Source organism: Streptomyces sp. MUSC 14 (assembly GCF_001866675.1).
GTDB lineage: Bacteria > Actinomycetota > Actinomycetes > Streptomycetales > Streptomycetaceae > Streptomyces.
This window is the reverse complement of record NZ_MLYN01000005.1, coordinates 134,450-159,345: the sequence shown is the minus strand read 5'-3', so window position 1 is coordinate 159,345 and position 24,896 is coordinate 134,450. Positions and strand designations below refer to the sequence as shown.

The following is a 24,896-nucleotide window of genomic DNA, read 5'->3' as shown; positions in this document are numbered from 1 at the left end:
GTCTCACCGGCAAACCGGACAACCTCTGTCGTGTATTCGCTGCGTACGTCATCTTTACAAAACGGCTCTGCCCTTTTGCACTGACCGAGGGTAACTTCCGGCCCAGACCGCAATTCCAGCGCTGGAGGATCTATGCACGGGCCGACCTCGCCCCTGCCGCTGCCCACCGACCAGCTCCGCTTCGCCATGCCGCCGATGCACGACTCGGCGGAGGACGAACGCCGGCACCGCAAGGAGCGACTGGCCGGGGCCCTGCGGGTCTTCGGGCGCAGCGGTTTCGAGGACGGGGTCTCGGGCCACATCACCGCACGCGACCCGGAGTTCACCGACTGCTTCTGGGTGAACCCCTTCGGCATGCCGTTCAGGCACGTCACCGTCAGCGATCTCGTCCTCGCCAACCAGGACGGCCAGGTCGTCGAGGGCCGCTATCACGTCAACCAGGCCGCGTTCACCGTCCACGCCCAGGTCCACGCCGCGCGCCCCGACGTCGTCGCCGTCGCCCACTGCCACTCCGTGCACGGCCGCGCCCTCGCCGCGCTCGGCGAGCTGGTCGACCCGATCACCCAGGAGAGCTGCGCCTTCTACGAGGACGTGGCGCTCTACGACGCCTACAGCGGCGTCACCGTCGACGCGGAGGAGGGCCGCCGCATCGCCACCGCCCTCGGCTCCCGCAAGGCGCTCGTCCTGCGCAACCACGGACTGCTCACCGTCGGCGACTCGGTGGACGCCGCCGCCTGGTGGTTCCTGTCCATGGAACGCTCCTGCCAGGTGCAGCTGATGGCGAAGGCGGCCGGCCGGCCGGTCCTCATCGACCACAAACTGGCCGTCGCCACCCGCGAACAGCTCGGCGGCGACCTCGTGGCCTGGATCAACTACCAGCCGCTGTGGCAGGACATCAGCCGCAGCGAACCGGACCTGCTCAGCTGACCCCCCTGAGCACGACCGCCTCCGTCCACGCAGCGGGAATTCTCCCGGCGGGGTCAACACGCAGGACCTCACTTCACCCGCCCTGACCCGGTGTGACAAGCCCGGACGGCCTGCCGTAGGGCACAATTCGCTGACGGAGCGGGGGAGTTGTACGGCACCGGGACGGCCTGCCGAGGAGCCGTCGGCCGTGTCGACGAGTCGTGTGGAAGGCGGGCGTCCGGCGTGGCGGTGCAGGAGGCGAGACAGGACACGGGTGCCGACGGGACCCACGAGGGCGGCTGCACCTGCGAGGACTGTCCGCACGGCGCCCGCGAGGGGCACCGGCGGGCCGTCGCCGCGTTCCTGCGCCGACGGGACGAGTTCGCCGCCGGGCAGGGGCTGCCGGCGGCCGTTGCACACTCGGCCTCGGCGTCCCGCCAGTGGGTGTCGGAGGAACTGACCCAGCGCGCGGAGTCCGTCGCGGAGCGCGGCCGCGCCGAGGGCGAGGCGTGGGTCGCCGGGCTGTGGCTGCGTACGGTGGTCGTGGTGTGGGGCGCGGTCGTCGTCCTGCTGCTCGGCGAGGCGCTCACCGCGATCGGCCCGGGCTGGACCACCGCCCGCACCGCGGCCCTGCTCGCCGCGCTCGTCGTCGCCGGCGCCCTGACCACCGCCGGCCGGCTCCACCGCGCCCGCGGCGGAGCGCTCGCCCCGGTGATCGGCGAGGACAACCGGATGTCCACCTCCCGCACGGTGGCCGCCGCCTGGGTGCTGTTCGTCGGCTACGCCGTGCTGCTGCTGGCCGCCCGGCTCGCCGCCGCCTCCGACCACGCCGAACGCGACGCGCTGATCTCGGGCCTGGACCTCGCGCGCGGCACCGGCGTGGTGACCGTCCTCGGTGTGGTGTGCGGCATCGCCGTCCTGGTCCGCCGGGTGGTGGCGCTGCGCATCCTCGCCCAGCGGCTGCAGAAGGTCCCCGCCCACCGGCCGCGCGCCGCCGACCTGCTCACCGACGACTCCGGCCGGGGCGCCTTCAGCGACATCCAGTACGCCGTCATCAGTGCCGTCGCCCTGGTGTTCGCCGCCGTACGGCTCGCCCGCCGCCCCGGCCAACTGCCCGATCTGCCCTGGGGGCTGGGCGTGATCGTGCTGATCTCGGCCGCCACCTACCTGGCGGGCAAGTACGCCGAGGGTGGTCGCCCGGTCGTCCTCTCCGTGGTCCGCGCCCGCGAACCCGGCGACCTGGACGGGCCGATCCGCACCGGCGACGACATCGAGATCCGTGGCGCGGGCTTCGTTCCGCCCGGGGCCCGGACCGCGGACCGGCTCTCCCGCATGGTGGTCCGTATCGGCACCGTCGATGTGCACGTCCCTCTGATCCCTGTCACGGGCGGTTTCCGCAACCCCACCGACACCGTCCTGACCGTCCCCGTACCGGTCGAGGTCGAGCCGGGCTCGGTGGAGGTCCAGGTGGTCACCGCGGCCGGGGTGGCGACCAATCGGTACACGGTCCAGGTGACGGAGTAATCCGGCCCGCTGCCGCAGCACCGTCATGTCCGCCTCCCTCCTTTCCTTTCCTTCGCTCTTCGTTCGTGTTCTTCGGCGCTTTCGCGTGTCCGCTTCGCACACACACCCGAATTTCGGAAAACCTCCGGGCAGGGGATTGAACCGGCCCTGTCCGCCGTACGTATCGTCGAGTGAGGGGTGGGACGGCGGGCGAGAGGCGGCTGGCGGCGATGACTCACGGCATTCGGACGGACACGCACATGAACCGGCTGAACGGCCCCCGCGGCTGGCGGGACATGGCCACCCACTACGCCCTCCTCCCGCTGCGCGTCTTCCTCGGCGTCACCTTCGTCTACGCCGGCCTGGACAAGCTCACCGACAGCGCCTTCATGAAGGCCGGCGGCACCGGCTCGGTCGGCGAGACCATGCGTGCGGCCCGCGACTCCGCCGCCATCCCGGCCCTGGTCGACATGGCCCTGAAGAGCCCGGTCGGCTTCGGCTACGCCATCGCCTTCGGTGAACTGGCCGTCGGTATCGGCACCCTGCTCGGTCTGCTCGCCCGGCTGGCCGCGCTCGGCGGCGCGCTGATCTCGCTCAGCCTGTGGCTGACCGTGAGCTGGGCGACAACCCCCTACTACTACGGCAACGACCTCGCCTACCTGATGGCCTGGCTCCCCCTGGTCCTGGCCGGTGCGCCCTACCTCTCCCTGGACGCACTCTGGCGACCCCGACGACGGCAGGGCGGATACCGGTAGGCAGGCCCGTGGCCAGGCTGCCGTCAGTCGCGCTCCGTACCGCTCCGCCTGCGTATCGCCCGGGCCACGCTCCCCGCCACAGCGGCCAGGAACAGGCCGGTCACGACCAGCGGTGCGATCGCGAACCACGGGGTCTTCCACAGCCCGCCCGCGGCTCCCGCGTAGACCGCGCCGGCGGTGGTGAGGAAGAGCCCGGCGATCAGCCTCCCGGGCTGGAACTCATGACGCAGCACGGCTGACCTCCACCTGTCCCGCACCGACCCCGAGCTCGAGGTCCAGCGTGCCGGCGCTCTCGGCGCCCTTGGCCGGTGCCAGTGTCACGTTCTCGAGCCTGCGTGGCCGCACGTCCACGTCCCTCCTGTAGTCCCCCGGCAACCGGATGTCGCCGACTCCCACCTCGATGTCCATCCGCACGGTCCCGCCCGCCGGCAGGATCACCCGCAGCTGCCCGGCGCCCACATGGGCGTTCGTCGTGACCGTCTCTCCCTTGGCCGGGCGTATCCGGGTCAGGTCGAGGGTGCCCCGGCCGGTGCCGAGGTCGTAGCGCGGCTGAAGCTGCGCCGTCGCCGCGGGCGTCCAGGAGGTGTCCCTCCAGTGGGTCGTGATGTCCTTCGGCATGGCCGTCGCCCCGGCGAGCAGCACCGCCGTGACCAGCGCCAGGAACACCGTCCCGGCGCCCGTGCGCCCCAGGAAGGAGCTGAGCGCGAGCCCTAGGCCGAAGACCGCCAGCGCGCAGGCGAGACCGGTCTGGAGGCTGGTGCCCAGCGGGTGTGTGTCCCAGGTGAGCCTCGTGCCCAGGCCGCCCGCCACCAGGGCGAGCAGGAACAACCAGCCGCCGATCCAGCGCGGTCCGCGGGGTCTCGGGGGTGCGGCCGGCCGCGGCTGTATGGATCCGGTGTGCGGCCACGGCGTCTCGATGCGGACGTCGACGACCGAGGTCAGGTCACGATCGCGGGCGTCGCCGGGCCCCCACAGATAGCCCGTGCCGCCGACATGGGTGCCGTCCTTGACAATCGGGTCCCGCCACCAGGACGGATAGGTGGTGACGACCGGCGGCGCCTGGGCCTCCGGCGGGGCGTCGGCGGCGGCCTGGGCGGCGAGGGGATCGGGGTCGGCGCCGCCGCGGCGCCGCGACCAGTACCCGGCGCCCGCCAGCAGGAGAGAGAGCACCGCGGCGAAGGTCAGCACCCCGCCGTTGCGCAGCAGGGTCAGGAAGATCCCGCAGCCGACCAGGGCGAACAGCACGGCGGCGAGCGCCTGCCCGTCGACCCGGCCGGTCAGGAGCTTGCGCAGCTCGTTCTCCTCCTCGTCCTCGAACGGCACGAGGAGCCAGACGAAGCCGTAGAAGATCAGGCCGATGCCGCCGGTCGCGGACAGCACGGCCAGGGTGATCCGGAAGATCACCGGGTCCATGTCCGTCTGCCGGCCCAGGCCCGCGCACACGCCCGCGATCATCTTGTGCCGGCGGTCGCGCCGGAGCCGGTCGAAAGCCGTGACGGCCTGCTGCTCCTGCTCCTCTTCCCCGGCGGGGGAGTCGGTGCCGGGGCCGGCCGCTCCCGTCTTCCGTGTCGCGGCGGGCCCGGCATCCGTCGGTCCGGTGCCCGGGGCCGGGCGCGGGCCGGGGCCGGGTCCCGGACCCGTCGCGGCGTGCTCGTGATCCGTCATGTGTCCATGGTGACGGCCCGGCCGTCGCGGCGGCAGTCGGGACGACCCTGGGCGAACCCTGAATTCGGCCCTGAGAGGGGGCGGGGAACCGTTCGACCGGCGCCGGACCGTCGTCGCCCGGCGCTCCCCGACCCGGCTGCGCCGAAGATCAGGGGCTTCTCGGGGGCCGACCCTGATGCCTGGTCCCGCCGGCCATGTGACCATCGTTGGCATGCCGGAAGCCGCAAGCCTGCCAGTCGACGACCCGCGGCCGCCGCGCAAGCTCTACCGCAGCAGCGACGGACGCTGGCTCGGCGGAGTGGCGCGGGGTCTCGCCGGGCATCTCGGGCTGCCCGTCATCTGGGTGCGGCTCGTCTTCGTCGGCCTGTTCATGGCCAACGGCCTCGGCGCGCTGCTGTACGCGGCCTTCTGGTTCTTCGTTCCCCTCGGCGTCGGTGGCGTCGGTGGTCACAGGCCGCCGGTCGCCGCGGAGACCGCGTCGGGCGGTCGCCGCAGACTCGTGGCCCGCAGGCCGGACAAGGGGCAGATCGTCGCGCTGCTCCTCATGGTCACCGTGTCCATGGTGTTCGTGGGCAGCGTCAATCTGACCAGCGCCGCCAAGGCGTACCTGGTGCCCGCCGTGCTCGTCGCGGCCGGTGTCGCCCTGGTGTGGAGACAGGCGGACAACGCCCGCCGGGCCCGCTGGGTCGAGGTCGGCCGCCGGCGCCGTACGCTGACGCTGCTGCGCGCGGCCGCCGGCGTCCTGCTCGTCACGGCCGGTGTCTCCGCCGTCTTCGTGCTCCAGGGCTCCGCCGCCCACCTCGGCGCGGTCCTCCAGGCGGCGCTCGCCGTCCTCGTCGGCATCACGCTGCTCGCCGGTCCCTATCTGGTCCGCATGACCCAGGACCTGTCGGAGGAGCGCCTGATGCGCATCCGCGCCCAGGAGCGCGCCGAGGTCGCCGCGCACGTCCACGACTCCGTGCTGCACACCCTCACCCTGATCCAGCGCAACGCGGACAACGCAGGCGAGGTGCGCCGGCTCGCCCGAGCCCAGGAGCGCGACCTGCGCACCTGGCTGTACAAGCCTGAGGGCACCGGCAAGGACGAGGCCGACGAGCCGGACACGGTCGCCGAGGCGGTGCGGCGCAGCGCGGCCGAGGTCGAGGACAAGCACGGTGTGCCCATCGAGGTCGTCGTCGTCGGAGACTGCCCGCTGGACGACAGGACCCGTGCGCAGATGCAGGCCGCGCGCGAGGCGATGGTGAACGCCGCCAAGTACGGTGGCGAGGGCGGTGCCGTACAGGTCTATGCCGAAGTCGAGGGGAGGACGGTCTTCGTGTCCGTGCGCGACCGCGGCCCGGGCTTCGACCTCGACGCGATACCCGCCGACCGGATGGGCGTCAGAGAATCGATCATCGGCCGCATGGAGCGCAACGGCGGCACGGCCCGGCTGCGGGCGGTGCCCGGCGGTGGCACGGAGGTCGAGCTGGAGATGGAGAGGGCGGAGAAGACGTCATGAGCGACGCGACCGAGACGAACGGCACGACGGGGGCCGGCGCGGCCGGACGGCATGTACGGGTCGTGCTCGTGGACGACCACCGGATGTTCCGGGCCGGTGTCCAGGCGGAGATCGGGCAGACGGCGGAGACCGGGGTCGAGGTGGTCGGCGAGGCCGCGGACGTCGACCAGGCGGTCACGGTCATCACCGCGACCCGGCCCGAGGTGGTGCTCCTCGACGTCCACCTGCCGGGCGGCGGCGGCGTCGAAGTGCTGCGCCGGTGCGCGGCGTTGATGGCGGACGCCGAGCAGCCCGTCCGCTTCCTCGCGCTGTCCGTGTCGGACGCGGCGGAGGACGTGATCGGTGTGATCCGCGGCGGCGCGCGAGGCTACGTCACCAAGACCATCACGGGCACCGACCTGGTCGCCTCGATCTTCCGGGTGCAGGAGGGCGACGCGGTCTTCTCGCCGCGGCTGGCCGGGTTCGTCCTGGACGCCTTCGCCTCCACCGACGCCGCGCCCGTGGACGAGGACCTGGACCGCCTCACCCAGCGCGAGCGCGAGGTGCTGCGGCTGATCGCCCGCGGCTACGCCTACAAGGAGATCGCCAAGCAGCTGTTCATCTCGGTGAAGACGGTCGAATCCCATGTCTCGGCGGTCCTGCGCAAGCTCCAGCTGTCCAACCGCCACGAACTGACCCGCTGGGCGACGGCACGACGGCTGGTCTGACCCGGGCCGGCCCCCACGGGCTCCCGGGCCGGCCCCCACGGGCTCCCGGGCCGGCCCCTACGGGCTCCCCCTCACACCACCCGGGCGGCCCCCGCGAACGGCATCAGGCCGATCGGGGCCAGCCGGACCGGCGCCGAGGGGTTGGGAGCGTGGATCATCTGCCCGCTTCCCACGTAGATGCCGACGTGGCTGACGCCGGCGTAGAAGAACACCAGGTCCCCGGGGCGCAGTTCGGAGCGGGAGACGCGTCGGCCCGCGTCGATCTGGGCGTAGGTGGTGCGGGGCAGGGAGATGCCGGCGGAGCGGTAGGCGGCCTGGACCAGACCCGAGCAGTCGAAGGCGTGCGGACCGGTCGCGCCCCACACGTAGGGGCTGCCGAGCTTGGCGTAGGCGTAGGCGACGGCCGCCGCCGCACGCGTGTCAGGGGCCGTGGCGGACCCGGCCCGCGCCAGGGCGTCCCGGACGTCCGAGGCGGACCGGGAGGCGCGCTCCCGGGTGCCGTCGTCGCCGGTGACCTCGGACCGCTGCTGCGGCGTGAGCCGCGCCAGCAGCCGCCGGGCATCTCCGAGTCTGCCGGTGATCGCCGCCTTCTGTCGCCGCAGTTCGGCCTGCCGGGAGCGCAACGACGTCAGCTGGACGCGCGCCGCGCCGCGCAACTGCTCGATCTCCCGCAGCTGTTCGCGTACCCGGGACACGGCGGCGGTCTGCCGGTCGCCGGCCCGCTCGGCGAACGAGGCGTCGGCCAGGTACCGGTCGGGTTCGTCGGAGAGGGCCAGCTGCCAGGCGGGGGAGAAGCCGTCGGCGCGGTACTGCGCCGCGGCGAACGAACCGAGCGCCTCACGGGCCGAGTTGAGCCCGTTCTGCCTGCGAGCGGTCTCGTCGCGCAGGGCGTTGAGCCTGTGCAGGGTGGCGTCCGTCGTCTCCTTGGCGCCGTCGTACTTCTCGGTCGCGGCCTCGGCCTGCCGGTACAGCGCGTCCACCCTGGCCTTCACCTGCGCGGGTGTCGGCGGGGGCTCGGCGTGCGCCGAACCGCCGAACCCCGTCGCCGTGGCCGCGCCCGTCAGGGCGAGCGTGGCAGCGGTCCGGGCCGTGGGGCCGATCGGGCGTTGCCGGGGCTTGCGGTGCGCTGCCACCTGGACCGTCACGTCCTTCCGTGCGACTCGACACGACTCGACGGCCGAGCGGCCCGTGTGCCGCGCGGTCCGGCCGAGCGGTGCGTGCGTCCGGCGGCGGCCCGCACGGGGGAACGGGCCGCCGCCGGACCCTTCTCGGCGGTGGTGCCCGGTCGCCGCCCCTGGCCCGGGCGGCGATGGGAAGCCGGTCACCTGGGGGAGGACGCTAGGCCGGAGTGTGACGAGCAGGTAACGCAGTGTGCAGAACTGGCGTCGACAGACCAGTAAGTGACCGTATGTGATCGCACGGCCGACCCGGAGTCGATCTCTTCACACAGCGTGATGACCGATGCGCGGAAAGCGGGAAAGGCGCGAGGCGTGAGGTGCTATGGGCCGCATATATGCAAGACCGAGAGTGGGTGGCGGCCGGGCGTGGACGGCTGTGCCCGGGGCCCGGTGACTGGCGACCGAATCGCCCGGATTAGGCTCCGGCCTCATGGACGTACTCATCCATCTCTTCGTCGGCCTGCACATCATCGGCATCGCCGCGCTGCTCGGCGGCTTCCTCACCCAGATGAAGGCGATGGGCCAGGGCACGGCCCGCTTCGTCCCCGGGATGCTGCACGGCGCGCTCACCATGCTCGTCACCGGAGTGGTGCTGGTCGGCCTCAACCAGGCCGGCGACCACCACATCAACACCATCAAGATCGGTCTGAAGCTGGCGCTGCTGATCGTGATTCTCGGCCTGGTCTACGTCAAGCGTGACGAGGAGAAGGTCGAGAAGGGCGCCTTCGGGGTCGTCGGCCTGCTGACCATGGCGAACATCTTCATCGCCGTCCTGTGGACCTGACGGCCGCACGGGCCGTGCGCACCTCGGCGGCGCCGACCGCGGGCCACGCCGCCACCGCCACCCACGCCAGCACCCGCCCCGGCCACCGGAGCGACGGGACGCCCACGGCGGCCGCGACGGACAGCGTCGCCGTCGCCGTCGTCCCGATCGAGAACACCGTCGGCCACCGCCGTACGTCGTAGCAGGGCCGGAGCCGCGCCGCCCCGGCCGCCGACAGGACGACGTACCAGGCCAGGGTCGGGACGAGCAGCGCGACCGTCACCGCGCACAGTAGGTGCCGCGCAGAGCCGAGATGCCGGACACGCGCCGATGCCAGGCAGCCGTGCGGGCCGGGCTGGGAAGGGCACGCGCGTGTGGGCGTGGAAACAGCCGGTACGCGCGCGTGGCCGGGACGGCACCGGCCACGCGCGCGTGAAACCGGAGCGGAGCTCAGCCCGGGCGGACCACGCTGTGGATGATCGATTCGCCGCCGTAGTACACCGATTCCTCGCGGACGTAGGCGCCCGGCTTGGGGGCGTGGATCATCATGCCGTTGCCGATGTAGAGACCGACGTGGCTGATGTCGTCGTAGAAGAAGATCAGGTCGCCCGGGCGCGCATCCGCCAGGGAAACCGTGGTGCCGGCGTTCACCTGGTCGTACGTGGTGCGCGGGAGCGAGACGCCGGCCGCCTTCCAGGCGGCCTGGGTCAGGCCCGAGCAGTCGTAGGAGCCCGGCCCGGTGGCGCCCCACACGTACGGCTTGCCGATCTGAGCGCGGGCGAAGGCGAGGGCCTTCTCGGCCTTCGTGTCGTAGGAACTGGTCGACCCGGAGGATCCCGAGGACCCCGAAGAGGTGGAGCCCGTCGAGCCCGTGGACGTGGACCCGCCGGAGCCCGACGACGAGCCGGACGAACCGCTCTGCTGCTCGGCCTGCGCCGCGGCCTGCTGCTTCGCCAGCTCGGCCGCCTTGCGCGCCGCCTCCTGCTGCCTGGCCTGCTCGATCTGCGCGAGCCGCGCCTTCTCCTGCGCCGTCAGCTGCGAGAGCAGCTCGCGCGCGGAGGCGAGTTTCTTCTGGACGGTCGCCTTGGCCGTCTGGAGGTCCTGCTGCGAGGTGGTCAGTGTCTGGAGGCTCTCGGCGGCCTCCCGCCGCTTCTTCATCGTGGCGGCCTGATCGCCGATGTAGGCGTCGACCGCGCTCTTCTCGCGCGTGGTCAGCCGGTTCATCAGCTGGGTCTGGTCGAAGTAGTCTTGCGGGCTGTTCGCCAGCAGGAAGGTGGCCGTGCTCGGCGCGGCGGCGCCGGTGCGGTACTGGGCCGCGGCGAACGAACCCAGCTCCTCGCGGGCCTTGTTGAGGGTGTCGGTGCGGCGGGCGACCTCCTGGCGGAGGGCGTCGACGTGGCCGCGCTCCCTGCCGGTGCGCTCCTTGGCCGCGTCGTACTTCTCGGTCGCCGACTCCGCCTGCCGGTAGAGGTCGTCGACCTTCTTCTCCACCTCCTCCAGGCTCGGCCGGGTGTGGCCGGTGCTCGGGGCGGCCTCGGCGGTCTGGGACAGCATGGCTATGGAGGTGAGGGCGGCGGTGGCGAGAGCGGGGGTGCGTATACCCGACGCGGTGGTCCCGCCGGGGCGCGGCTTGCGGTGCGACGCCAAGGGAGGCGACTCCTTCCAATGGTCCGCCTACCGGGTTAGCTGTCGGGTTCGGGCGGTGGTTCGGAAGGGTTGCCCTACGGCGTCGTCCCGGACGGGAGTCGGCCGATTCACCCCAGGTTCGGTGGGTCCCCGGCTCCGGGCGCCCCGTACGGGACGGGCCGGACTCGGCGGGAGCCGCGCACGCGGCCCGACGGCAACCTAGCCAACTCGTGTGGCTAGTGTGAAGGTTGGTGCGTGATATGTCCGATACATTTTCGTGATCCGAGACGGGAATCACGTCCGTGTCATCGGGCGATTCCGCTGTGTAGGGGATGTTCGCCCCTCCGCGCGCGGGGTCTTCTTCCCGGGACGGCGACCGGTTGTCGGTGGGGCGCCCTAGACTCGGAGAGCGATGAGCAGCCTCTTTGACGACAGCTTCCTGGCGGACCTCCAGCCCCCGCGCGGGCGTGACGAGGAGCCTCCGCCGCCGCCCGAGGACGACCACGCTCCGGAGCCGCTTCCGGACGATCTGTTCGGCGGGAAGTTCGACGTGCCGCCGGACCGGGACTCCTACTACCGCGACGGCGCCCCCCGCCCCGCCCTCGACGCGGCGGCGCTGCTGGAGGGGCTGAACGACAACCAGCGCGCCGCGGTCGTGCACGCCGGCTCCCCGCTGCTCATCGTCGCCGGCGCCGGCTCCGGCAAGACCCGTGTGCTCACCCACCGCATCGCCCACCTGCTCGCCGAGCGGAGCGTGCACCCGGGCCAGATCCTCGCGATCACCTTCACCAACAAGGCCGCGGGCGAGATGAAGGAGCGCGTCGAGCAGCTCGTCGGCCCGCGCGCGCACGCGATGTGGGTGATGACCTTCCACAGCGCGTGCGTGCGCATCCTGCGCCGCGAGTCGAAGAGGCTCGGTTTCACGTCGTCGTTCTCGATCTACGACGCCGCCGACAGCAAGCGCCTGATGGCCCTGGTCTGCCGCGACCTGGACCTCGACCCCAAGCGCTTCCCGCCCAAGTCCTTCAGCGCCAAGATCAGCAATCTGAAGAACGAGCTGATCGACGAGGAGGACTTCGCCGCCCAGGCGGCCGACGGGTTCGAGAAGACCCTCGCCCAGGCCTACGCGCTCTACCAGTCCCGCCTCCGCGAGGCCAACGCGCTCGACTTCGACGACCTGATCATGACGACGGTCAACCTGTTGCGCGCCTTCCCGGACGTCGCCGAGCACTACCGCCGCCGCTTCCGGCACGTCCTGGTCGACGAGTACCAGGACACCAACCACGCCCAGTACGCACTGGTCCGCGAGCTGGTCGGCACCGTCGAGCGCGCCGACGAGAACGTCGCCACCCCGCCGGGCGAGCACGACCTCCCGCCCGCCGAGCTGTGCGTCGTCGGTGACGCCGACCAGTCGATCTACGCCTTCCGGGGCGCGACGATCCGCAACATCCTCCAGTTCGAGGAGGACTACCCGAACGCGACGACGATCCTGCTGGAGCAGAACTACCGCTCCACGCAGACGATCCTGAGCGCCGCCAACGCGGTCATCGAGCGCAACGAGTCCCGCCGCCCGAAGAACCTGTGGACCAACGCGGGCGCCGGCGCCCAGATCACCGGCTACGTCGCCGACACCGAGCACGACGAGGCCCAGTTCGTCGCCGATGAGATAGACCGCCTGGTCGACGCGGGCGACGCCAAGGCGGGCGACATGGCCGTCTTCTACCGCACCAACGCGCAGTCCCGTGTCTTCGAAGAGGTCTTCATCCGCGTCGGCCTGCCCTACAAGGTCGTCGGCGGCGTCCGCTTCTACGAGCGCAAGGAGGTCCGGGACGTCCTGGCCTACCTGCGCGTTCTCGCCAACCCCGAGGACTCGGTGCCGCTGCGCCGCATCCTCAACGTCCCCAAGCGGGGCATCGGCGAGCGCGCCGAGGCGATGATCGACGCCCTCTCGCAGCGCGAGAAGATCAGCTTCCCGCAGGCGCTCAAGCGCGTGGACGAGGCCTACGGCATGGCCGCGCGCTCCACCAACGCGGTCAAGCGGTTCAACACGCTGATGGAGGACCTGCGCACCATCGTGGAGTCCGGCGCCGGACCGGCCACGGTCCTGGAGGCCATACTCGAACGCACCGGATATCTGGCCGAGTTGCAGTCCTCCACCGACCCGCAGGACGAGACCCGCATCGAGAACCTCCAGGAACTCGCCGCCGTGGCCCTGGAGTTCGAGCAGGAGCGCGCGGAGGGGGAGCAGGGCACGCTGGCCGACTTCCTGGAGAAGGTGGCCCTCGTCGCCGATTCCGACCAGATCCCCGACGAGGACGAGGAAGGCGCCGGCGTCATCACGCTGATGACCCTGCACACCGCCAAGGGCCTGGAGTTCCCGGTCGTCTTCCTGACCGGTATGGAGGACGGCGTCTTCCCGCATATGCGCGCCCTCGGCCAGACCAAGGAACTGGAGGAGGAGCGGCGCCTGGCGTACGTCGGCATCACGCGCGCGCGTGAGCGGCTGTACCTCACCCGGTCGTCCATGCGCAGCGCCTGGGGCCAGCCGTCGTACAACCCGCCCTCCCGCTTCCTGGAGGAGATCCCGACCGCACACCTGGAGTGGAAGCGGACGGGCGCGACGGCGCCGGTCTCCTCCGGCCCGGCCTCCGGGATCGCCGCCTCGCTGTCCTCGTCCCGCTCGCGCTCGTCGGCCGCGGGCGCGTCCGGGTTCGCCACGCGGCGTACGACGGACAAGCCGGCGGTGTCGTTGGCGATCGGCGACCGGGTCACCCACGACCAGTTCGGGCTCGGCACAGTCGTCGCGGTGGCGGGTGCCGACGACAAGGCCCAGGCGACGATCGACTTCGGCGACGGCAAGCCGAAGCGCCTGCTGCTGCGGTACGCGCCGGTCGAGAAGCTGTAGGAGCGGCGGACGGTGTGGGCCCCGCCGGTCCGGCGGGGCCCACACCGTCAAGGCTCACGTCGGGATACGCGGCTCAGGTCGGGTCCAGGTCGTGGCTGCGCAGCCACGGCAGCGGGTCCACGGCCGCTCCGCCCGCCGGGTGCACCTCGAAGTGCAGGTGCGGGCCGGTGGAGTTGCCGGAGTTGCCGGAGTAGGCGATCGGCTGGCCGGCCTTGACGGACGTACCCGAGGGGACGCGGTAGCTGGACAGGTGGCAGTACCAGGTCTCCGTGCCGTCCTTCGCCGTCAGTATCAGCATGTTGCCGTAGGCGCTGTTCCACTTGGTGGTGACCGTGCCGTCGGTGGCGGCCATCACCGTGGTGCCGTAGGAGACGGGGAAGTCGATGCCCGTGTGCACCGACATCCAGTTCACGCCCGCCTGGCCGAAGTAGGCGCTGAGCCCCTTCTGCAGGACCGGCAGGACGAACTTGGGGCGCAGCCGCTCCTTGAGCGCGGCCTCCGCGAGGGCCTTCTTGCGGTCCTGGTCCTGCTGGTTCTTGAGATCGATCCGCTCCTGCGTCCGGCTGGCCCGGTCGGCGAAGTCGTGGGCGTCGGCGGAGAGCGTCTTGAGCTGGGCGTCCAGCTTGCTGTTGGCGATCGCCGGCTTGACCGCGTGCGCGTCCGAGGCGGTGGCGGTGGTGTCCTTGACGTCGTCGCTGAACGCGCCGACCGAGGCGACGGCGATCCCGGCGACGCCCATCACACAGGCCGAGGGCACGGCGACGGTCAGCAGCGCGGAGCGCTTGGCGGGCGTACGGCGCCGGGACCGCGCGGCGTTGCGCGCGCCCGCGCGGGTCGTCGGCGTTCTCTCTTCCTGGTCCTCCAACAGGCCGTTCACGGCGGCCGGTTCATCCGTTCCGGTGCCCACCGGACCGTCGGCGCCGTACCCCGTCTGAGGGAAGGCCGCGGTCGGGTCGCCGACCTGCTCGAACGTGGCGGTGGCCTGCTGGTCGAACGGCTCTCCGGCCTGCCCGGGGGAGTTCCACTGGGTGGCGTCGTACGCGCCGGTCTCGAAGCTCTGGGTGTCCCACTCCCACTGCTGGGTCATGCCGCCGGGCTGCTCGGGCTGCAGCCAGCCGCTCGTGTCCCACTCTCCGCCGGTGTCATGGCCCGTGGCCTGTGGTGGGACGGTCCAGGCGGTGGCGTCGTGCACGCCGGAGTCGTAGGCGGCGTGGTGCTGGGCCGCGTACGCGTCGTAGTACGGCGTCGTGCCCGTCTGCCACTGCGTCGTGTCGTAGGCGCCGGTGGTCTGTGCGCCGGGCAGGCTGCCGAAGAGCGGGTCGCCGTGGAAGGTGCCGGTGGTGTCGTGGGCGTGCGCAAAACCGGTGGTGTCGTAGCCGCCGTACGTGGTGAAGTCGCCGTAGGGGGCTTCGTGCGTCCCGTACGGCGTGTGGCCGTAGTGCGCGGAGGAGGCGTCGGAAGCCGGGGCCGGGGTGGTCATGATCCCCGGCGGGTGACGGTCGTTCACCAACTTCTCTTTCGCCTCGACAACAGGGGCTGCCAGAGCAGTGCGGCGACTGTACCCGCCGGTACCTGGGCGCGACAATCTTCAGCCGGTTTCGCGTTGGCCGGAAACGGGCAATCGGCGGTCTTTCGGGGGACGCCGGACACGAGTTTGGCCGAGAGTTCGATGTGCGTTCGACGTGGGGTGACTGTCGGTCACCTCAAGGCCATCCGTGGGTCACGCCACCGTCAGACCGCCGGCGAGCGCGTCCCCGGGGTGCGCCGTGTCGAGGGCCTCGCGTATTCCGGCCGCGACCGCGGGGTGCACGGGCAGGGCGAGATGCCCGATGCCGGTCACCTGGACGTTCTGCACATCGAGGTCGGGGTGGTCGAGGCAGGCCGACTCTACCGGATCCATGATGGTGTCCAGATCGCTCCAGAAGCTGACGAACCGCGTACGGCAGCCGGGCGCGGGCCGGGTCAGCTCCTCGATCACCCCGGAACCGGGCCGCATCTGGCGCACGATCGGATGGGCGTCGGCGAGCGGCGCCACCCGGGTCCCCGCGTGCGGGGTGCCCAGGGTGACGAGGGTGCGCACCCGCAGATCGCCGCCGAGGCGCTGGACGTAGTACCGCGCGATCAGCCCGCCGAGGCTGTGGCCCACGATGTCGACGCGGGCGCTGCCGGTGCGCTCGCAGATCTCCTCGACATGCCGCCCGAGCAACTCGGCCGCGGTGCGGATGTCACAGGTCAGGGGTGAGTAGTTGAGCGACTCGACGCGCTGCCGGCCGTGCTGGGCGAGGCTGCGGCGCAGCAGGACGAACACCGAGCGGTTGTCGATGAAGCCGTGCAGCAGAACGACCGGCGGGCCGGAGCGGACGGGAAGCCGGGCGGTGCCGTCCTGCGCGGGCAGGGCCGGGGAGCGGCGCTCCTGGATCAACCCGGTCGGATACAGCAGGAGGTGGCCGGCCAGGATCGCGGCCTCGAGGGCGGTCGCCTTGAGCAGCGCCATGGACAGTCCGGCGAGTCTTCCCGGCCACAGGCGCCGGTAGATCGCAAGAGAGAGTGGCAGTAATCCGGTGACCTTCATGGGCCGACCTCCTGTCGGCACGCCGGAGGACGGCTCCGTCCCCCCGTGTGCCCTCATGTCCCACCGTGTGATTTCCCCCTCGCTGCGCACCGTAAAACTGCCGGTTGCGGGATGCTGGAGATAACGTTCGTTCACTTCGCGACGGGTGGCGGAACGCGCCAAAAGTGCGGTACTTGTCGTTGTGGCCGGAAGCGATCGCTTCCGGGATCGTCTGATGGAGGCAGTGATGGGTGTGGCAGCCGGTCCGATCCGCGTGGTGGTCGCCAAGCCGGGGCTCGACGGCCACGACCGTGGTGCCAAGGTCATCGCGCGTGCCCTGCGCGACGCCGGTATGGAGGTCATCTACACCGGCCTTCACCAGACGCCGGAGCAGATCGTCGACACCGCCATCCAGGAGGACGCCGACGCGATCGGCCTGTCCATCCTCTCCGGCGCCCACAACACGCTGTTCGCCGCGGTGATCGACCTGCTCAAGGAGCGCGAGGCCGAGGACATCCTGGTCTTCGGCGGCGGCATCATCCCGGAGGAGGACATCGCGCCGCTGAAGGAGAAGGGCGTCGCGGAGATCTTCACCCCCGGGGCGACCACGGCGTCGATCGTGGAGTGGGTGCGCGAGAACGCGCATCAGCCGACCGCGTCCGGCGGCTGAACCGACGGCCCGTCCGGGCGGGGTACGCGGGGGACGCCGGGCGGTGCCAGCTCGTCCGCCATCGCCGCTCGCAGCCGCAGCGTCGTGACCAGCCGCTGGAAGGCCTCCGCCCAGTAGCCTCCGGCTCCCGGCGCCGCGTCCTCCCGCTCGTCGGGTATCGCCAGCAGTCCTTCCAGCCGCGCGGCCTCCGCCGGGTCCAGGCAGCGCTCGGCCAGTCCCATCACCCCGCTGAAGCTCCACGGGTAACTGCCCGCGTCGCGCGCGATGTTGAGCGCGTCCACGACCGAGCGGCCCAGCGGCGGCGCCCAGGGCACGGCGCACACCCCCAGCAGCTGGAACGCCTCCGACAGACCGTGTGTCGCGATGAACCCGCCCACCCACGCGGCCCGTTCCGCCGGCTCCAGGGCCGCCAGCAGCTTCGCGCGCTCCGCCAGGGACACCGCCCCCGGCCCGCCCGCCTCCGGCGCCGACGGCGCGCCGAGCAGGGCTCTTGACCAGCCGGCGTCCCGCTGCCGCACCGCTGCCCGGCACCAGGCCGCGTGCAGTTCGTCCTGCCAGCCGTCCGCCACGGGCAGCGCCACGATGTCCCGCGCGGTGCGTCCGCCGAGCCGCTCCGGCCAGCTGTCCAGCGGGGCGGCCTCCACCAACTGCCCGAGCCACCATGAGCGTTCTCCTCTGCCTACGGGAGGTGTGGCCGTCACACCGTCGCGCTCCATGCTCGAATCGCACTCGAACGGCGGCTCGACCGCGATCGCCGGCACGGGTCCCGTCCGGTCGAGGGCCACGCAGGCCGCCGCCCGTACGGCCATGCGCGCGGCCAGCGCCGAGTGCGGCAGCGCCGACAGCAGCTCCGCGGCCGTCGCACGGACGTTGCGGCTGCGGTCACCCAGTGCCTGCTCCAGAAACGGCTCGTCCCCGGCGGCGAGGCCCGCGCGCAGTGTGTCGAGGAACATCAGCCGGTCCTCCGCCCGTTCCTTCGGCCAGGTCGACGCCAGCAGGTCACGCGCGAGCGCGGGTTCACGCGCGCGCAGTGCGCCCAGCAGCGCCACCCGCTCGGCGAACAGCCCCTCCTGCCACAGCCGCTCCACCGCCTCGGCGTCGCCGGGGCCGGGCAGTGCGGCACCGCCGCCGGGGGCCGCGCGCAGGGCGAAGCGCCAGTCCGTGTTCAACCGGGCCAGCCACAGGGCGCGCGGACCGGCGAAGGCCAGCGCCGCCGGACGCAGGTCGGTGCGCCCCCGGGCCGCGTCCAGCAGGGCGGGCAGCGCCTGCGGGGGCGCCGCGTACCCGTGCTCGACGGCCGCCGCGAGCCACTGCGGGAGCAGCTCCATGAGGTCCGGGGCGCTGCCCCGCCGCCCGCCGCTCGCCGCGCCGGAGCGGTCGGCCAGCAGCGAGGCGAGGCGGCGGGCCGCCGCGGCGGGCAGGACCGGGCGCGGGTCCTCGGGCGCCGGCTCCGGCCGCCGGGCCGCGCGCGCGGGGCGTAGCCCGGCCCGCCGCCGTACGGTCGCGACGGCGGCTGCGTCCAGCAGCGCCGTCGGAGCCTCCCGGCCGGGCGCGGCACCCGCCCAGGGGCGCCGGTCGGTGCCGAGCAGGGCGGCGGTGAGCAGGTCGTCCCAGGAAACCGTGGGATCCGCGCCGGTCCGGGCGGCCGATGTCGCGTTCATGTCGTCCCCCTCCTGATGGCTCAGGGCGTTCCGTTCCGTCTCGGACCGGCTCAGCACAGCGGCACCGCCTCGTCCGCCCCCGCCGCCCAGGCGGTGAGCGGAGTGAAGCCGCGGTGGCCGCATTCGCCGAAGACCGTCACCGGGGCGCCGCCGGACAGGGCGGTCAGGCGCCACAGGCCGGGGCGGGAGCGGGCGGTCCGGGTCAAGGGCAGGGCCGTGTCCGTGTCGGCGTCGGCCAGCTGCCACGTGCCGCCGTCGGGGACCGGGATCACCCGCTCCAGCGTCACCGGGACCGACTCCAGCCAGGGATCGTCGCGCAGCGCCGCGCCGTACCGGTCCGCCGCGTCCGCCGTCGACACGCCCGGCGGGCGGAACGCGGCGGGAGCCGGCGGGGCGTGGCGCTCGCCCAGGCTCGCCCGGGCCCGGCCGGCTCCCGGGTGACCGGACAGCTCCGCGTCCAGCGCCAGCCCGACCGGCAGGGACAGCTCCGGGGCCCGGCCCGCGGGGCCGTACGACAGCAGCAGCCGGGCGTCGCCCGAGGCGGCGCCGTACAGCCAGATCCGGCGGGTCGTCAGCTTCGCGTCCACCGTGTCGTACTGGGCGAGGACCAGCCAGCGGTCGCGCACCGGCGGGCCGTCCGCCGGTGCGGGCAGGCCGAGCCGGGAACGGACCGTGGCAGCGAGGGCGTCCGGCAGCGTGTGGCGGCGCAGCCAGCCCTGGTCGAGCAGATGCAGCAGCGCGCACTCCTCCAGCAGCCGGGCCGGCCAGCCGGGCCCCGACGCCGGTATCGCCCCCAACTCCCGGGCCCGCGCCGCGAGTCCGGGCGCCTGCGCGTCGACCATGCGGGCCGCCGTCTCCTCCCACGCCCCGTACCCCGCCTGCTCGGCCGAGGCCAGGCCGCCGCGCAGCAGGTCGGCGAGGCGCTGCTCCAGCTCCGTCGCGCCCGCGGTGACCCGCTCGGCCCGCCGCTCGGCCCGCCGCCGCGCCGCCTCGGGATCGGCGGGCCCCGACGCGGAACCCCCGTCGCCCCGGGCCGGTCCGCCCTCGGCCCGGCCGCGTCTGCCGGCGAGCCACTCCCCGGCCCACCCCGGCGGTCCGGCGGACGCCGGCACCGCGCCGTCGCCGCCCGCCCACAGCAGAAGCAGCCCGAGCGCGTGCTTGCACGGGAACTTACGGCTCGGACAACTGCACTTGTACGCCGGTCCGGCCAGGTCCACCACCGTCTGGTACGGCCTGCTCCCACTGCCCCTGCACAGTCCCCACACCGTCCCCTCTCCACTGCCCGTCTCGGACCACGGACCGGCCGTGCCGAGCTTGCTCCCCGCTGTGCGTGACGCGGCGTCAGGCGCCAGTGCCAGCACCTGCTCAGCGGTCCGGCGCACCCCCTGCTCAGTCATGTCTCCGACGGTAGGTCCCGCCACTGACAATCGGCCCTGCGTGGACGTTTGTGCAGGTCAGAGCGATTGTCAGTGGCGTGGTGCACGGTGGATGCCAGATCCGAACCGGCCGAGCTGGAGGGGGCCTCAGCCATGTCTGTGTCCGTGGAAGCGACGTCCGTCGAAGTGACGTCCGGCGAAGCGAGCGGGAGCGAGGCGACGGCGAGCGGAAGCAAGGATCCGCAGCCGCTGCGACCGCACGCCGAGCACGCCTTCGCCGCCGAACTCGCCGCGCTCGCCCGGCAGGACGACCGCCCGCGCCCGGCCCGCTGGAAGCTGTCGCCGTGGGCGGTGGCGACGTACCTGCTCGGCGGCACCCTGCCGGACGGCACGGTGATCACACCCAAGTACGTGGGCCCGCGCCGCATCGTCGAGGTCGCCGTCACCACGCTCGCCACCGACCGCGCCCTGCTCCTGCTCGGTGTCCCCGGCACCGCCAAGACCTGGGTCTCCGAGCATCTCGCGGCCGCGGTCAGCGGAGACTCCACCCTGCTGGTCCAGGGCACGGCGGGCACCCCGGAGGAGGCGATCCGGTACGGCTGGAACTACGCCCGTCTGCTCGCGCACGGCCCGAGCCGTGACGCCCTCGTGCCCAGCCCCGTCATGCGCGCCATGGCCGAGGGCATGACGGCGCGCGTGGAGGAGCTGACCCGCATCCCGGCCGACGTGCAGGACACGCTGATCACGATCCTGTCCGAGAAGACGCTGCCCGTCCCCGAGTTGGGCGAGGAGGTCCAGGCGGTCCGCGGCTTCAACCTCATCGCCACCGCCAACGACCGTGACAGGGGTGTCAACGACCTCTCCAGCGCCCTGCGCCGCCGCTTCAACACCGTGGTGCTGCCGCTGCCGGAGAGCGCCGAGGCGGAGGTCGACATCGTCACCCGCCGGGTCGAGCAGATCGGCCGCTCCCTCGACCTGCCGGCCGCGCCCGACGGCATCGAGGAGATCCGCCGTGTCGTGACGGTCTTCCGCGAGCTGCGCGACGGCGTGAGCGCCGACGGCCGCACGAAGCTGAAGTCGCCCAGCGGCACGCTGTCCACGGCCGAGGCGATCTCCGTCGTCACGAGCGGGCTCGCCCTGTCCGCCCACTTCGGCGACGGCGTGCTGCGCCCGGGCGACATCGCCGCCGGCATCCTCGGCGCGGTCGTCCGCGATCCGGCGGCCGACCGGGTCGTCTGGCAGGAGTACCTGGAGACGGTCGTCCGCGAGCGCGAGGGCTGGACGGACTTCTACCGCGCGTGCCGGGAGGTGAGTGCATGAACGACACGCGCCGGCCCGGGGCCCACGCCCCCGGCCCCCTCCTGCTCGGTGTGCGGCACCACGGGCCCGGCTCCGCGCGCGCGGTGCGGGCCGCGCTGGCCGCCGCCCGTCCCCGAGCCGTCCTCGTCGAGGGCCCGCCCGAGGCCGACGCGCTGATCCCGCTGGCCGCCGACCCCGGCCTGCGGCCCCCGGTCGCCCTGCTCGCCCACGCCGTGGACGAGCCCGGCCGCTCCGCGTTCTGGCCGTTCGCCGAGTTCAGCCCCGAATGGGTGGCGATCCGCTGGGCCCTGGAGCAGGGCGCCGCGGCCCGCTTCATCGACCTGCCGGCCACGCACACGCTCGCGTGGCAGGGGCGGGACGCGTCTGCCGACGGGACCGGGGAAGGGGAGGCCCCGGCCGAGGCAGGCGGCGAGGAGGGCGTGGGGGCCGCGGGCAGCGAGGAGAACGCGGGCGCCGCGGGCGAAAGGGGTGACGCGCAGGGCGTCGGCGGCGCTCCCGGAGCCGGTGGTCCGGCCCGCCAGGTCAGGGGCGATCCGCTCGCCGTGCTCGCCGAGGCCGCCGGGTACGACGACCCCGAGCGCTGGTGGGAGGACGCCGTCGAGTACCGGGGCCCGGGCGGGCGGGATCCCTTCGCGCCGTTCGCCGCACTGGAGGACGCCATGGGCGCGCTGCGCGAGCGGTACGGCGCGGGCGGGCACGCGCGCGACCTCGTGCGCGAGGCGCACATGCGGCTCCGACTGCGTGCCGCGCGCAAGGAGTTCGGGGACGACGTGGCAGTGGTCTGCGGGGCCTGGCACGTGCCCGCACTGCGCGCGAAGACCACCGTCACCGCCGACCGTGCCCTGCTGAAGGGGCTGCCCAAGGTCAGGACGGACCTGACCTGGGTGCCGTGGACGCACCGCAGGCTCGCCCGGGCCGGCGGCTACGGCGCGGGCATCGACTCGCCGGGCTGGTACGGCCATCTGTTCCACGCCCCCGACCGGCCGGTCGAGCGGTGGCTGACCAAGGTGGCGAGGCTGCTGCGCGAGGAGGACCGGATCGTCTCCTCCGCCCATGTCATCGAGGCCGTCCGGCTCGCCGAGACCCTGGCCGCGCTGCGTGGCCGCCCGCTGCCCGGGCTGAGCGAGACCACCGACGCCGTGCGCGCGGTGCTGGGTGACGGCTCCGAGGTGCCGCTGGCGCTGGTGCACGACCGGCTGGTCGTCGGGGACGCGCTGGGAGAGGTGCCGGAGTCGGCCCCGGCGGTGCCGCTCCAGCGCGACCTGGTCCGGCAGCAGCGCTCGCTCCGGCTCAAACCGGAGGCGCTGGAGCGGGAGTTGGAGCTGGACCTGCGCGGGGAGACGGACGCCGCCCGCAGCAGACTCCTGCACCGGCTGCGGCTGCTCGGCGTCGGCTGGGGCGTGCCCGCCCGGTCGCGGGGGAGCACGGGCACCTTCCGGGAGACCTGGCGGCTGCGCTGGGAGCCCGAGCTGTCGGTGCGGGTCGCCGAGGCGGGCGTGTGGGGGACGACCGTACCGGGCGCCGCGCGGGCCAGGGCGGAGGCGGACGCGGAGTCCGCGCGCAGCCTCGCCGAGGTCACCGTGCTCGCCGAGCAGTGCCTGCTCGCGGAGCTGCCGGAGGCCCTGCCCGTGGTCATGCGGGTGCTGGCCGACCGTGCCGCGCTCGACACCGACGTCGGCCGGCTCGCCGAGGCCATGCCCGCGCTCGTCCGCTCGCTGCGCTACGGCGATGTGCGGGGCACCGACACCGGCGCGCTGGCCGGGGTCGCGGCGGGCCTCGCCGAGCGGATCTTCGTCGGCCTGCCACCGGCCTGCGCCGCGCTCGACACGGACGCGGCGGAGGAGATGCGCGGCCATGTGGACGCCGTGCACGCCGCGGTGGGGCTGCTGGCGGAGACACCGGCCGCCGCGAGCACCGGCGGCGGGAGCGGTGGCGCGGGCGATGGCAGAGGCGCCGGATCCGGCGGGCTGCGGGACCGGTGGCGGGCCGTGCTGCGGGCGTTGGCGCTGCGTGACACGGTGGCCGGCGTGCTGCGGGGCCGGGCGGTGCGGCTGCTGCTGGACGACGGCGTCCTGGGGCCCGAGGAAGCGGCGCGGCTGATGGGGCTCGCCCTGTCGCCGGGGACACCGCCCGCCGACGCGGCCGCCTGGATCGAGGGTTTCGTCGGCGGCGGGGGCGGGCTGCTGCTGGTGCACGACGAGCGGCTGCTCGGCCTGGTCGACGGCTGGCTGACGAGGGTGCCGGCGGAGGCGTTCACGGACGTACTGCCGCTGCTGCGACGCACGTTCGCGGCGTACGAGCCGGGAGTGCGCAGAACCCTCGGCGAACTGCTCCGGCGTGGACCGGGCGAGCGGACCGCCGGCCGGGCGGCAGGGCCGGGGACGGTACCGGGCTTCGCCGCAGAGCCGGACCCCGAGCGTGCCGACGCCGTGCTTCCGGTGCTGCGGCTGCTGCTCGGCCAGGATCCTGGCCCGGACCGGTACGGGCGGCCGAGGGGGACGACCGACGACAACAGCTTCGCGGGGGTGGGCACATGACAATCGAACCGATCACCGGTGACCCGGCGCAGGAGCGGTTGCGGCGGTGGCGGCTGGTGCTCGGCGGGGAGCAGGCCGACGGGACCGGATGCGCGCTGTCCGGTCGGGACGCGGCGATGGACGGCGCGCTCGCCGCGCTCTACGGCAAGGGGGACAAACCGCAGGCGGGGCGCGACCGTTCGGCCGGTCTCGGGGCCTCGGCGCCGTCGGTGGCACGCTGGCTCGGCGACATCCGCCGCTACTTCCCGTCCTCCGTCGTCCAGGTCGTGCAGCGCGACGCCATCAACCGGCTCGGTCTCTCCGCCCTGCTGCTGGAGCCGGAGATGCTGGAGGCGGTGGAGGCCGACGTGCATCTGGTCGGCACGCTGCTGTCGCTCAACAAGGCGATGCCGGAGACGACGAAGGAGACGGCGCGCGCGGTCGTCCGCAAGGTCGTCGAGGACCTGGAGAAGCGGCTCGCGACCCGCACCCGGGCCACCCTCACCGGTGCCCTGGACCGCAGCGCCCGGGTCAGTCGCCCACGCCACCACGACATCGACTGGAACCGCACCGTCGCGGCCAACCTCAAGCACTACCTGCCCGAGTACCGCACGGTCGTGCCGGAGCGGCTCATCGGATACGGGCGGGCCGCGCGGTCGGTGAGGAAGGAGGTCGTCCTCTGTATCGACCAGTCCGGTTCGATGGCGGCGTCCGTGGTCCACGCGTCGGTGTTCGGGGCGGTGCTGGCCTCGATGCGGTCGATCAGCACCCGGCTGGTCGTCTTCGACACGGCGGTGGTCGACCTCACCGACCAGCTGGACGATCCGGTCGACGTCCTCTTCGGTACCCAGCTCGGCGGCGGCACGGACATCAACCGGGCGCTCGCCTACTGCCAGGCGCAGATCACCCGTCCCGCCGAGACGGTGGTCGTGCTGGTCAGCGACCTCTACGAGGGCGGCATCCGCGACGAGATGCTCAAGCGGGTCGCGGCGATGAAGGCGTCCGGGGTGCAGTTCGTGGCGCTGCTCGCACTGTCGGACGAGGGTGCGCCGGCGTACGACCGGGAGCACGCGGCGGCGCTCGCCGCACTCGGCGCACCGGCCTTCGCCTGTACGCCCGACCTGTTCCCCGAGGTGATGGCGGCGGCCCTGGAGAAGCGACCACTGCCTATACCGGACACCGCGTGACAGGAGGAGCGAAAGGGGATATGGCTACCCATCGGTAACACGGGGCTTGCGCGGACTTGGGGGTGCCGTGAAGGATCGGTGGAGTCCCTGCCATGCCGATCCGAGGACG

At 73.2% G+C, this 24,896-nt stretch carries 20 protein-coding genes and 1 riboswitch; of the genes, 11 read left to right on the top strand and 9 right to left on the bottom strand.

The genetic code is table 11. The features are described 5' to 3' along the window. Nucleotides 1–132 precede the first annotated feature (132 nt). From BIV25_RS00740 to BIV25_RS00730, 3 genes are all read left to right on the top strand, one after another. Nucleotides 133–927 (top strand): class II aldolase/adducin family protein, encoded by a 795-nt coding sequence (locus tag BIV25_RS00740; RefSeq protein ID WP_071370091.1) that lies wholly within the window; start codon nucleotides 133–135, stop codon nucleotides 925–927. A 222-nt stretch (nucleotides 928–1,149) separates the two neighbouring features. Beyond that, nucleotides 1,150–2,430 carry a hypothetical protein gene (locus BIV25_RS00735; protein ID WP_071370090.1) on the top strand — a complete coding sequence of 427 codons (1,281 nt, stop codon included), beginning with the start codon at nucleotides 1,150–1,152 and terminating at the stop codon, nucleotides 2,428–2,430. A 209-nt stretch (nucleotides 2,431–2,639) separates the two neighbouring features. Then, the gene (locus BIV25_RS00730; protein ID WP_071370089.1) at nucleotides 2,640–3,164 is read left to right on the top strand and encodes a TQO small subunit DoxD; all 525 of its coding nucleotides are present in this window, start codon (nucleotides 2,640–2,642) and stop codon (nucleotides 3,162–3,164) included. 23 nt (nucleotides 3,165–3,187) lie between these two features. On the opposite strand, the gene BIV25_RS00725 is transcribed toward BIV25_RS00730, so the two are convergent. Next, nucleotides 3,188–3,397, bottom strand: a complete 210-nt coding sequence (locus BIV25_RS00725) for a hypothetical protein (protein ID WP_071370088.1) — start codon at nucleotides 3,395–3,397, stop codon at nucleotides 3,188–3,190. After that, complete coding sequence (locus tag BIV25_RS00720; RefSeq protein WP_071370087.1) at nucleotides 3,384–4,829, bottom strand: PspC domain-containing protein; 1,446 nt, start codon at nucleotides 4,827–4,829, stop codon at nucleotides 3,384–3,386. The genes BIV25_RS00725 and BIV25_RS00720 overlap by 14 nt, the downstream gene beginning before the upstream one ends. 211 nt (nucleotides 4,830–5,040) lie before the next feature. On the opposite strand from BIV25_RS00720, the gene BIV25_RS00715 reads away from it, so the two are divergent. Beyond that, nucleotides 5,041–6,327, top strand: a complete 1,287-nt coding sequence (locus tag BIV25_RS00715; protein WP_071370086.1) for an ATP-binding protein — start codon at nucleotides 5,041–5,043, stop codon at nucleotides 6,325–6,327. Continuing rightward, a complete protein-coding gene (locus tag BIV25_RS00710) occupies nucleotides 6,324–7,034 on the top strand; it encodes a response regulator transcription factor (RefSeq protein WP_071370085.1) in 711 nt (236 codons plus the stop codon). The genes BIV25_RS00715 and BIV25_RS00710 overlap by 4 nt, the downstream gene beginning before the upstream one ends. 71 nt (nucleotides 7,035–7,105) lie before the next feature. Here the strand turns inward: BIV25_RS00710 and BIV25_RS00705 are convergent, their stop codons facing one another. After that, entirely contained in the window at nucleotides 7,106–8,167 is a 1,062-nt protein-coding gene (locus BIV25_RS00705) for a C40 family peptidase (RefSeq protein ID WP_071370139.1), read from the bottom strand. Nucleotides 8,168–8,642: 475 nt separating this feature from the next. On the opposite strand from BIV25_RS00705, the gene BIV25_RS00700 reads away from it, so the two are divergent. Further along, nucleotides 8,643–8,996, top strand: coding sequence for a hypothetical protein (locus BIV25_RS00700; RefSeq protein ID WP_071370084.1), 354 nt, complete (start codon nucleotides 8,643–8,645; stop codon nucleotides 8,994–8,996). Here BIV25_RS00700 and BIV25_RS50180 read toward each other — a convergent pair. Together BIV25_RS50180 and BIV25_RS00690 are read right to left on the bottom strand one after the other, a co-directional pair. After that, a complete protein-coding gene (locus BIV25_RS50180) occupies nucleotides 8,974–9,258 on the bottom strand; it encodes a hypothetical protein (RefSeq protein ID WP_143076557.1) in 285 nt (94 codons plus the stop codon). The two genes, BIV25_RS00700 and BIV25_RS50180, sit on opposite strands and share 23 nt — an antisense overlap. A 167-nt stretch (nucleotides 9,259–9,425) precedes the next feature. Continuing rightward, on the bottom strand, nucleotides 9,426–10,622 hold the full coding sequence (locus BIV25_RS00690; RefSeq protein WP_071370082.1) for an NlpC/P60 family protein: 1,197 nt from the start codon (nucleotides 10,620–10,622) through the stop codon (nucleotides 9,426–9,428). Nucleotides 10,623–10,629: 7 nt separating this feature from the next. Then, a riboswitch (cyclic di-AMP (ydaO/yuaA leader) is annotated at nucleotides 10,630–10,802 on the bottom strand. Nucleotides 10,803–11,013: 211 nt separating this feature from the next. On the opposite strand from BIV25_RS00690, the gene pcrA reads away from it, so the two are divergent. After that, nucleotides 11,014–13,506: a DNA helicase PcrA gene (gene pcrA / locus BIV25_RS00685; protein WP_071370081.1), complete on the top strand. Its 2,493-nt coding sequence runs from the start codon at nucleotides 11,014–11,016 to the stop codon at nucleotides 13,504–13,506. Nucleotides 13,507–13,579: 73 nt separating this feature from the next. On the opposite strand, the gene BIV25_RS00680 is transcribed toward pcrA, so the two are convergent. Both BIV25_RS00680 and BIV25_RS00675 read right to left on the bottom strand, forming a co-directional pair. After that, entirely contained in the window at nucleotides 13,580–15,013 is a 1,434-nt protein-coding gene (locus tag BIV25_RS00680; protein WP_071370080.1) for a M23 family metallopeptidase, read from the bottom strand. A gap of 213 nt (nucleotides 15,014–15,226) precedes the next feature. Further along, a complete protein-coding gene (locus BIV25_RS00675; RefSeq protein ID WP_071370079.1) occupies nucleotides 15,227–16,078 on the bottom strand; it encodes a triacylglycerol lipase in 852 nt (283 codons plus the stop codon). A 226-nt stretch (nucleotides 16,079–16,304) separates the two neighbouring features. Here BIV25_RS00675 and BIV25_RS00670 point away from each other — a divergent pair, with 226 nt between their 5' ends. Next, nucleotides 16,305–16,727, top strand: coding sequence for a cobalamin B12-binding domain-containing protein (locus BIV25_RS00670; RefSeq protein WP_071370078.1), 423 nt, complete (start codon nucleotides 16,305–16,307; stop codon nucleotides 16,725–16,727). Here the strand turns inward: BIV25_RS00670 and BIV25_RS00665 are convergent. Both BIV25_RS00665 and BIV25_RS00660 read right to left on the bottom strand, forming a co-directional pair. Further along, nucleotides 16,703–18,388 (bottom strand): DUF5691 domain-containing protein, encoded by a 1,686-nt coding sequence (locus BIV25_RS00665; RefSeq protein WP_071370138.1) that lies wholly within the window; start codon nucleotides 18,386–18,388, stop codon nucleotides 16,703–16,705. The two genes, BIV25_RS00670 and BIV25_RS00665, sit on opposite strands and share 25 nt — an antisense overlap. 50 nt (nucleotides 18,389–18,438) lie before the next feature. Then, the gene (locus BIV25_RS00660) at nucleotides 18,439–19,785 is read right to left on the bottom strand and encodes an SWIM zinc finger family protein (protein ID WP_071370077.1); all 1,347 of its coding nucleotides are present in this window, start codon (nucleotides 19,783–19,785) and stop codon (nucleotides 18,439–18,441) included. Between the two features lie 132 nt (nucleotides 19,786–19,917). Here BIV25_RS00660 and BIV25_RS00655 point away from each other — a divergent pair, with 132 nt between their 5' ends. Genes BIV25_RS00655 through BIV25_RS00645 form a run of 3 tightly spaced genes read left to right on the top strand, consistent with a single transcriptional unit; the run spans nucleotide 19,918 to nucleotide 24,787 of the window. Next, complete coding sequence (locus tag BIV25_RS00655; RefSeq protein ID WP_071370076.1) at nucleotides 19,918–21,084, top strand: AAA family ATPase; 1,167 nt, start codon at nucleotides 19,918–19,920, stop codon at nucleotides 21,082–21,084. Next, nucleotides 21,081–23,621 (top strand): DUF5682 family protein, encoded by a 2,541-nt coding sequence (locus tag BIV25_RS00650; RefSeq protein ID WP_071370075.1) that lies wholly within the window; start codon nucleotides 21,081–21,083, stop codon nucleotides 23,619–23,621. Before BIV25_RS00655 ends, BIV25_RS00650 begins: the two co-directional genes overlap by 4 nt. Beyond that, a complete protein-coding gene (locus tag BIV25_RS00645; RefSeq protein WP_071370074.1) occupies nucleotides 23,618–24,787 on the top strand; it encodes a VWA domain-containing protein in 1,170 nt (389 codons plus the stop codon). The genes BIV25_RS00650 and BIV25_RS00645 overlap by 4 nt, the downstream gene beginning before the upstream one ends. The last annotated feature ends 109 nt before the right edge of the window (nucleotides 24,788–24,896 follow it).

Excerpts from the sequence above, each read along its gene's own strand:
- BIV25_RS00740 (WP_071370091.1), top strand. The coding sequence starts at position 133 with ATGCACGGGCCGACCTCGCCCCTGCCGCTGCCCACCGACCAGCTCCGC.
- BIV25_RS00730 (WP_071370089.1), top strand. The coding sequence starts at position 2,640 with ATGACTCACGGCATTCGGACGGACACGCACATGAACCGGCTGAACGGC.
- BIV25_RS00720 (WP_071370087.1), bottom strand. The coding sequence starts at position 4,829 with ATGACGGATCACGAGCACGCCGCGACGGGTCCGGGACCCGGCCCCGGC.
- BIV25_RS00715 (WP_071370086.1), top strand. The coding sequence starts at position 5,041 with ATGCCGGAAGCCGCAAGCCTGCCAGTCGACGACCCGCGGCCGCCGCGC.
- BIV25_RS00710 (WP_071370085.1), top strand. The coding sequence starts at position 6,324 with ATGAGCGACGCGACCGAGACGAACGGCACGACGGGGGCCGGCGCGGCC.
- BIV25_RS00700 (WP_071370084.1), top strand. The coding sequence starts at position 8,643 with ATGGACGTACTCATCCATCTCTTCGTCGGCCTGCACATCATCGGCATC.
- pcrA (WP_071370081.1), top strand. The coding sequence starts at position 11,014 with ATGAGCAGCCTCTTTGACGACAGCTTCCTGGCGGACCTCCAGCCCCCG.
- BIV25_RS00675 (WP_071370079.1), bottom strand. The coding sequence starts at position 16,078 with ATGAAGGTCACCGGATTACTGCCACTCTCTCTTGCGATCTACCGGCGC.
- BIV25_RS00670 (WP_071370078.1), top strand. The coding sequence starts at position 16,305 with ATGGGTGTGGCAGCCGGTCCGATCCGCGTGGTGGTCGCCAAGCCGGGG.
- BIV25_RS00665 (WP_071370138.1), bottom strand. The coding sequence starts at position 18,388 with ATGAACGCGACATCGGCCGCCCGGACCGGCGCGGATCCCACGGTTTCC.
- BIV25_RS00660 (WP_071370077.1), bottom strand. The coding sequence starts at position 19,785 with ATGACTGAGCAGGGGGTGCGCCGGACCGCTGAGCAGGTGCTGGCACTG.
- BIV25_RS00655 (WP_071370076.1), top strand. The coding sequence starts at position 19,918 with ATGTCTGTGTCCGTGGAAGCGACGTCCGTCGAAGTGACGTCCGGCGAA.
- BIV25_RS00650 (WP_071370075.1), top strand. The coding sequence starts at position 21,081 with ATGAACGACACGCGCCGGCCCGGGGCCCACGCCCCCGGCCCCCTCCTG.
- BIV25_RS00645 (WP_071370074.1), top strand. The coding sequence starts at position 23,618 with ATGACAATCGAACCGATCACCGGTGACCCGGCGCAGGAGCGGTTGCGG.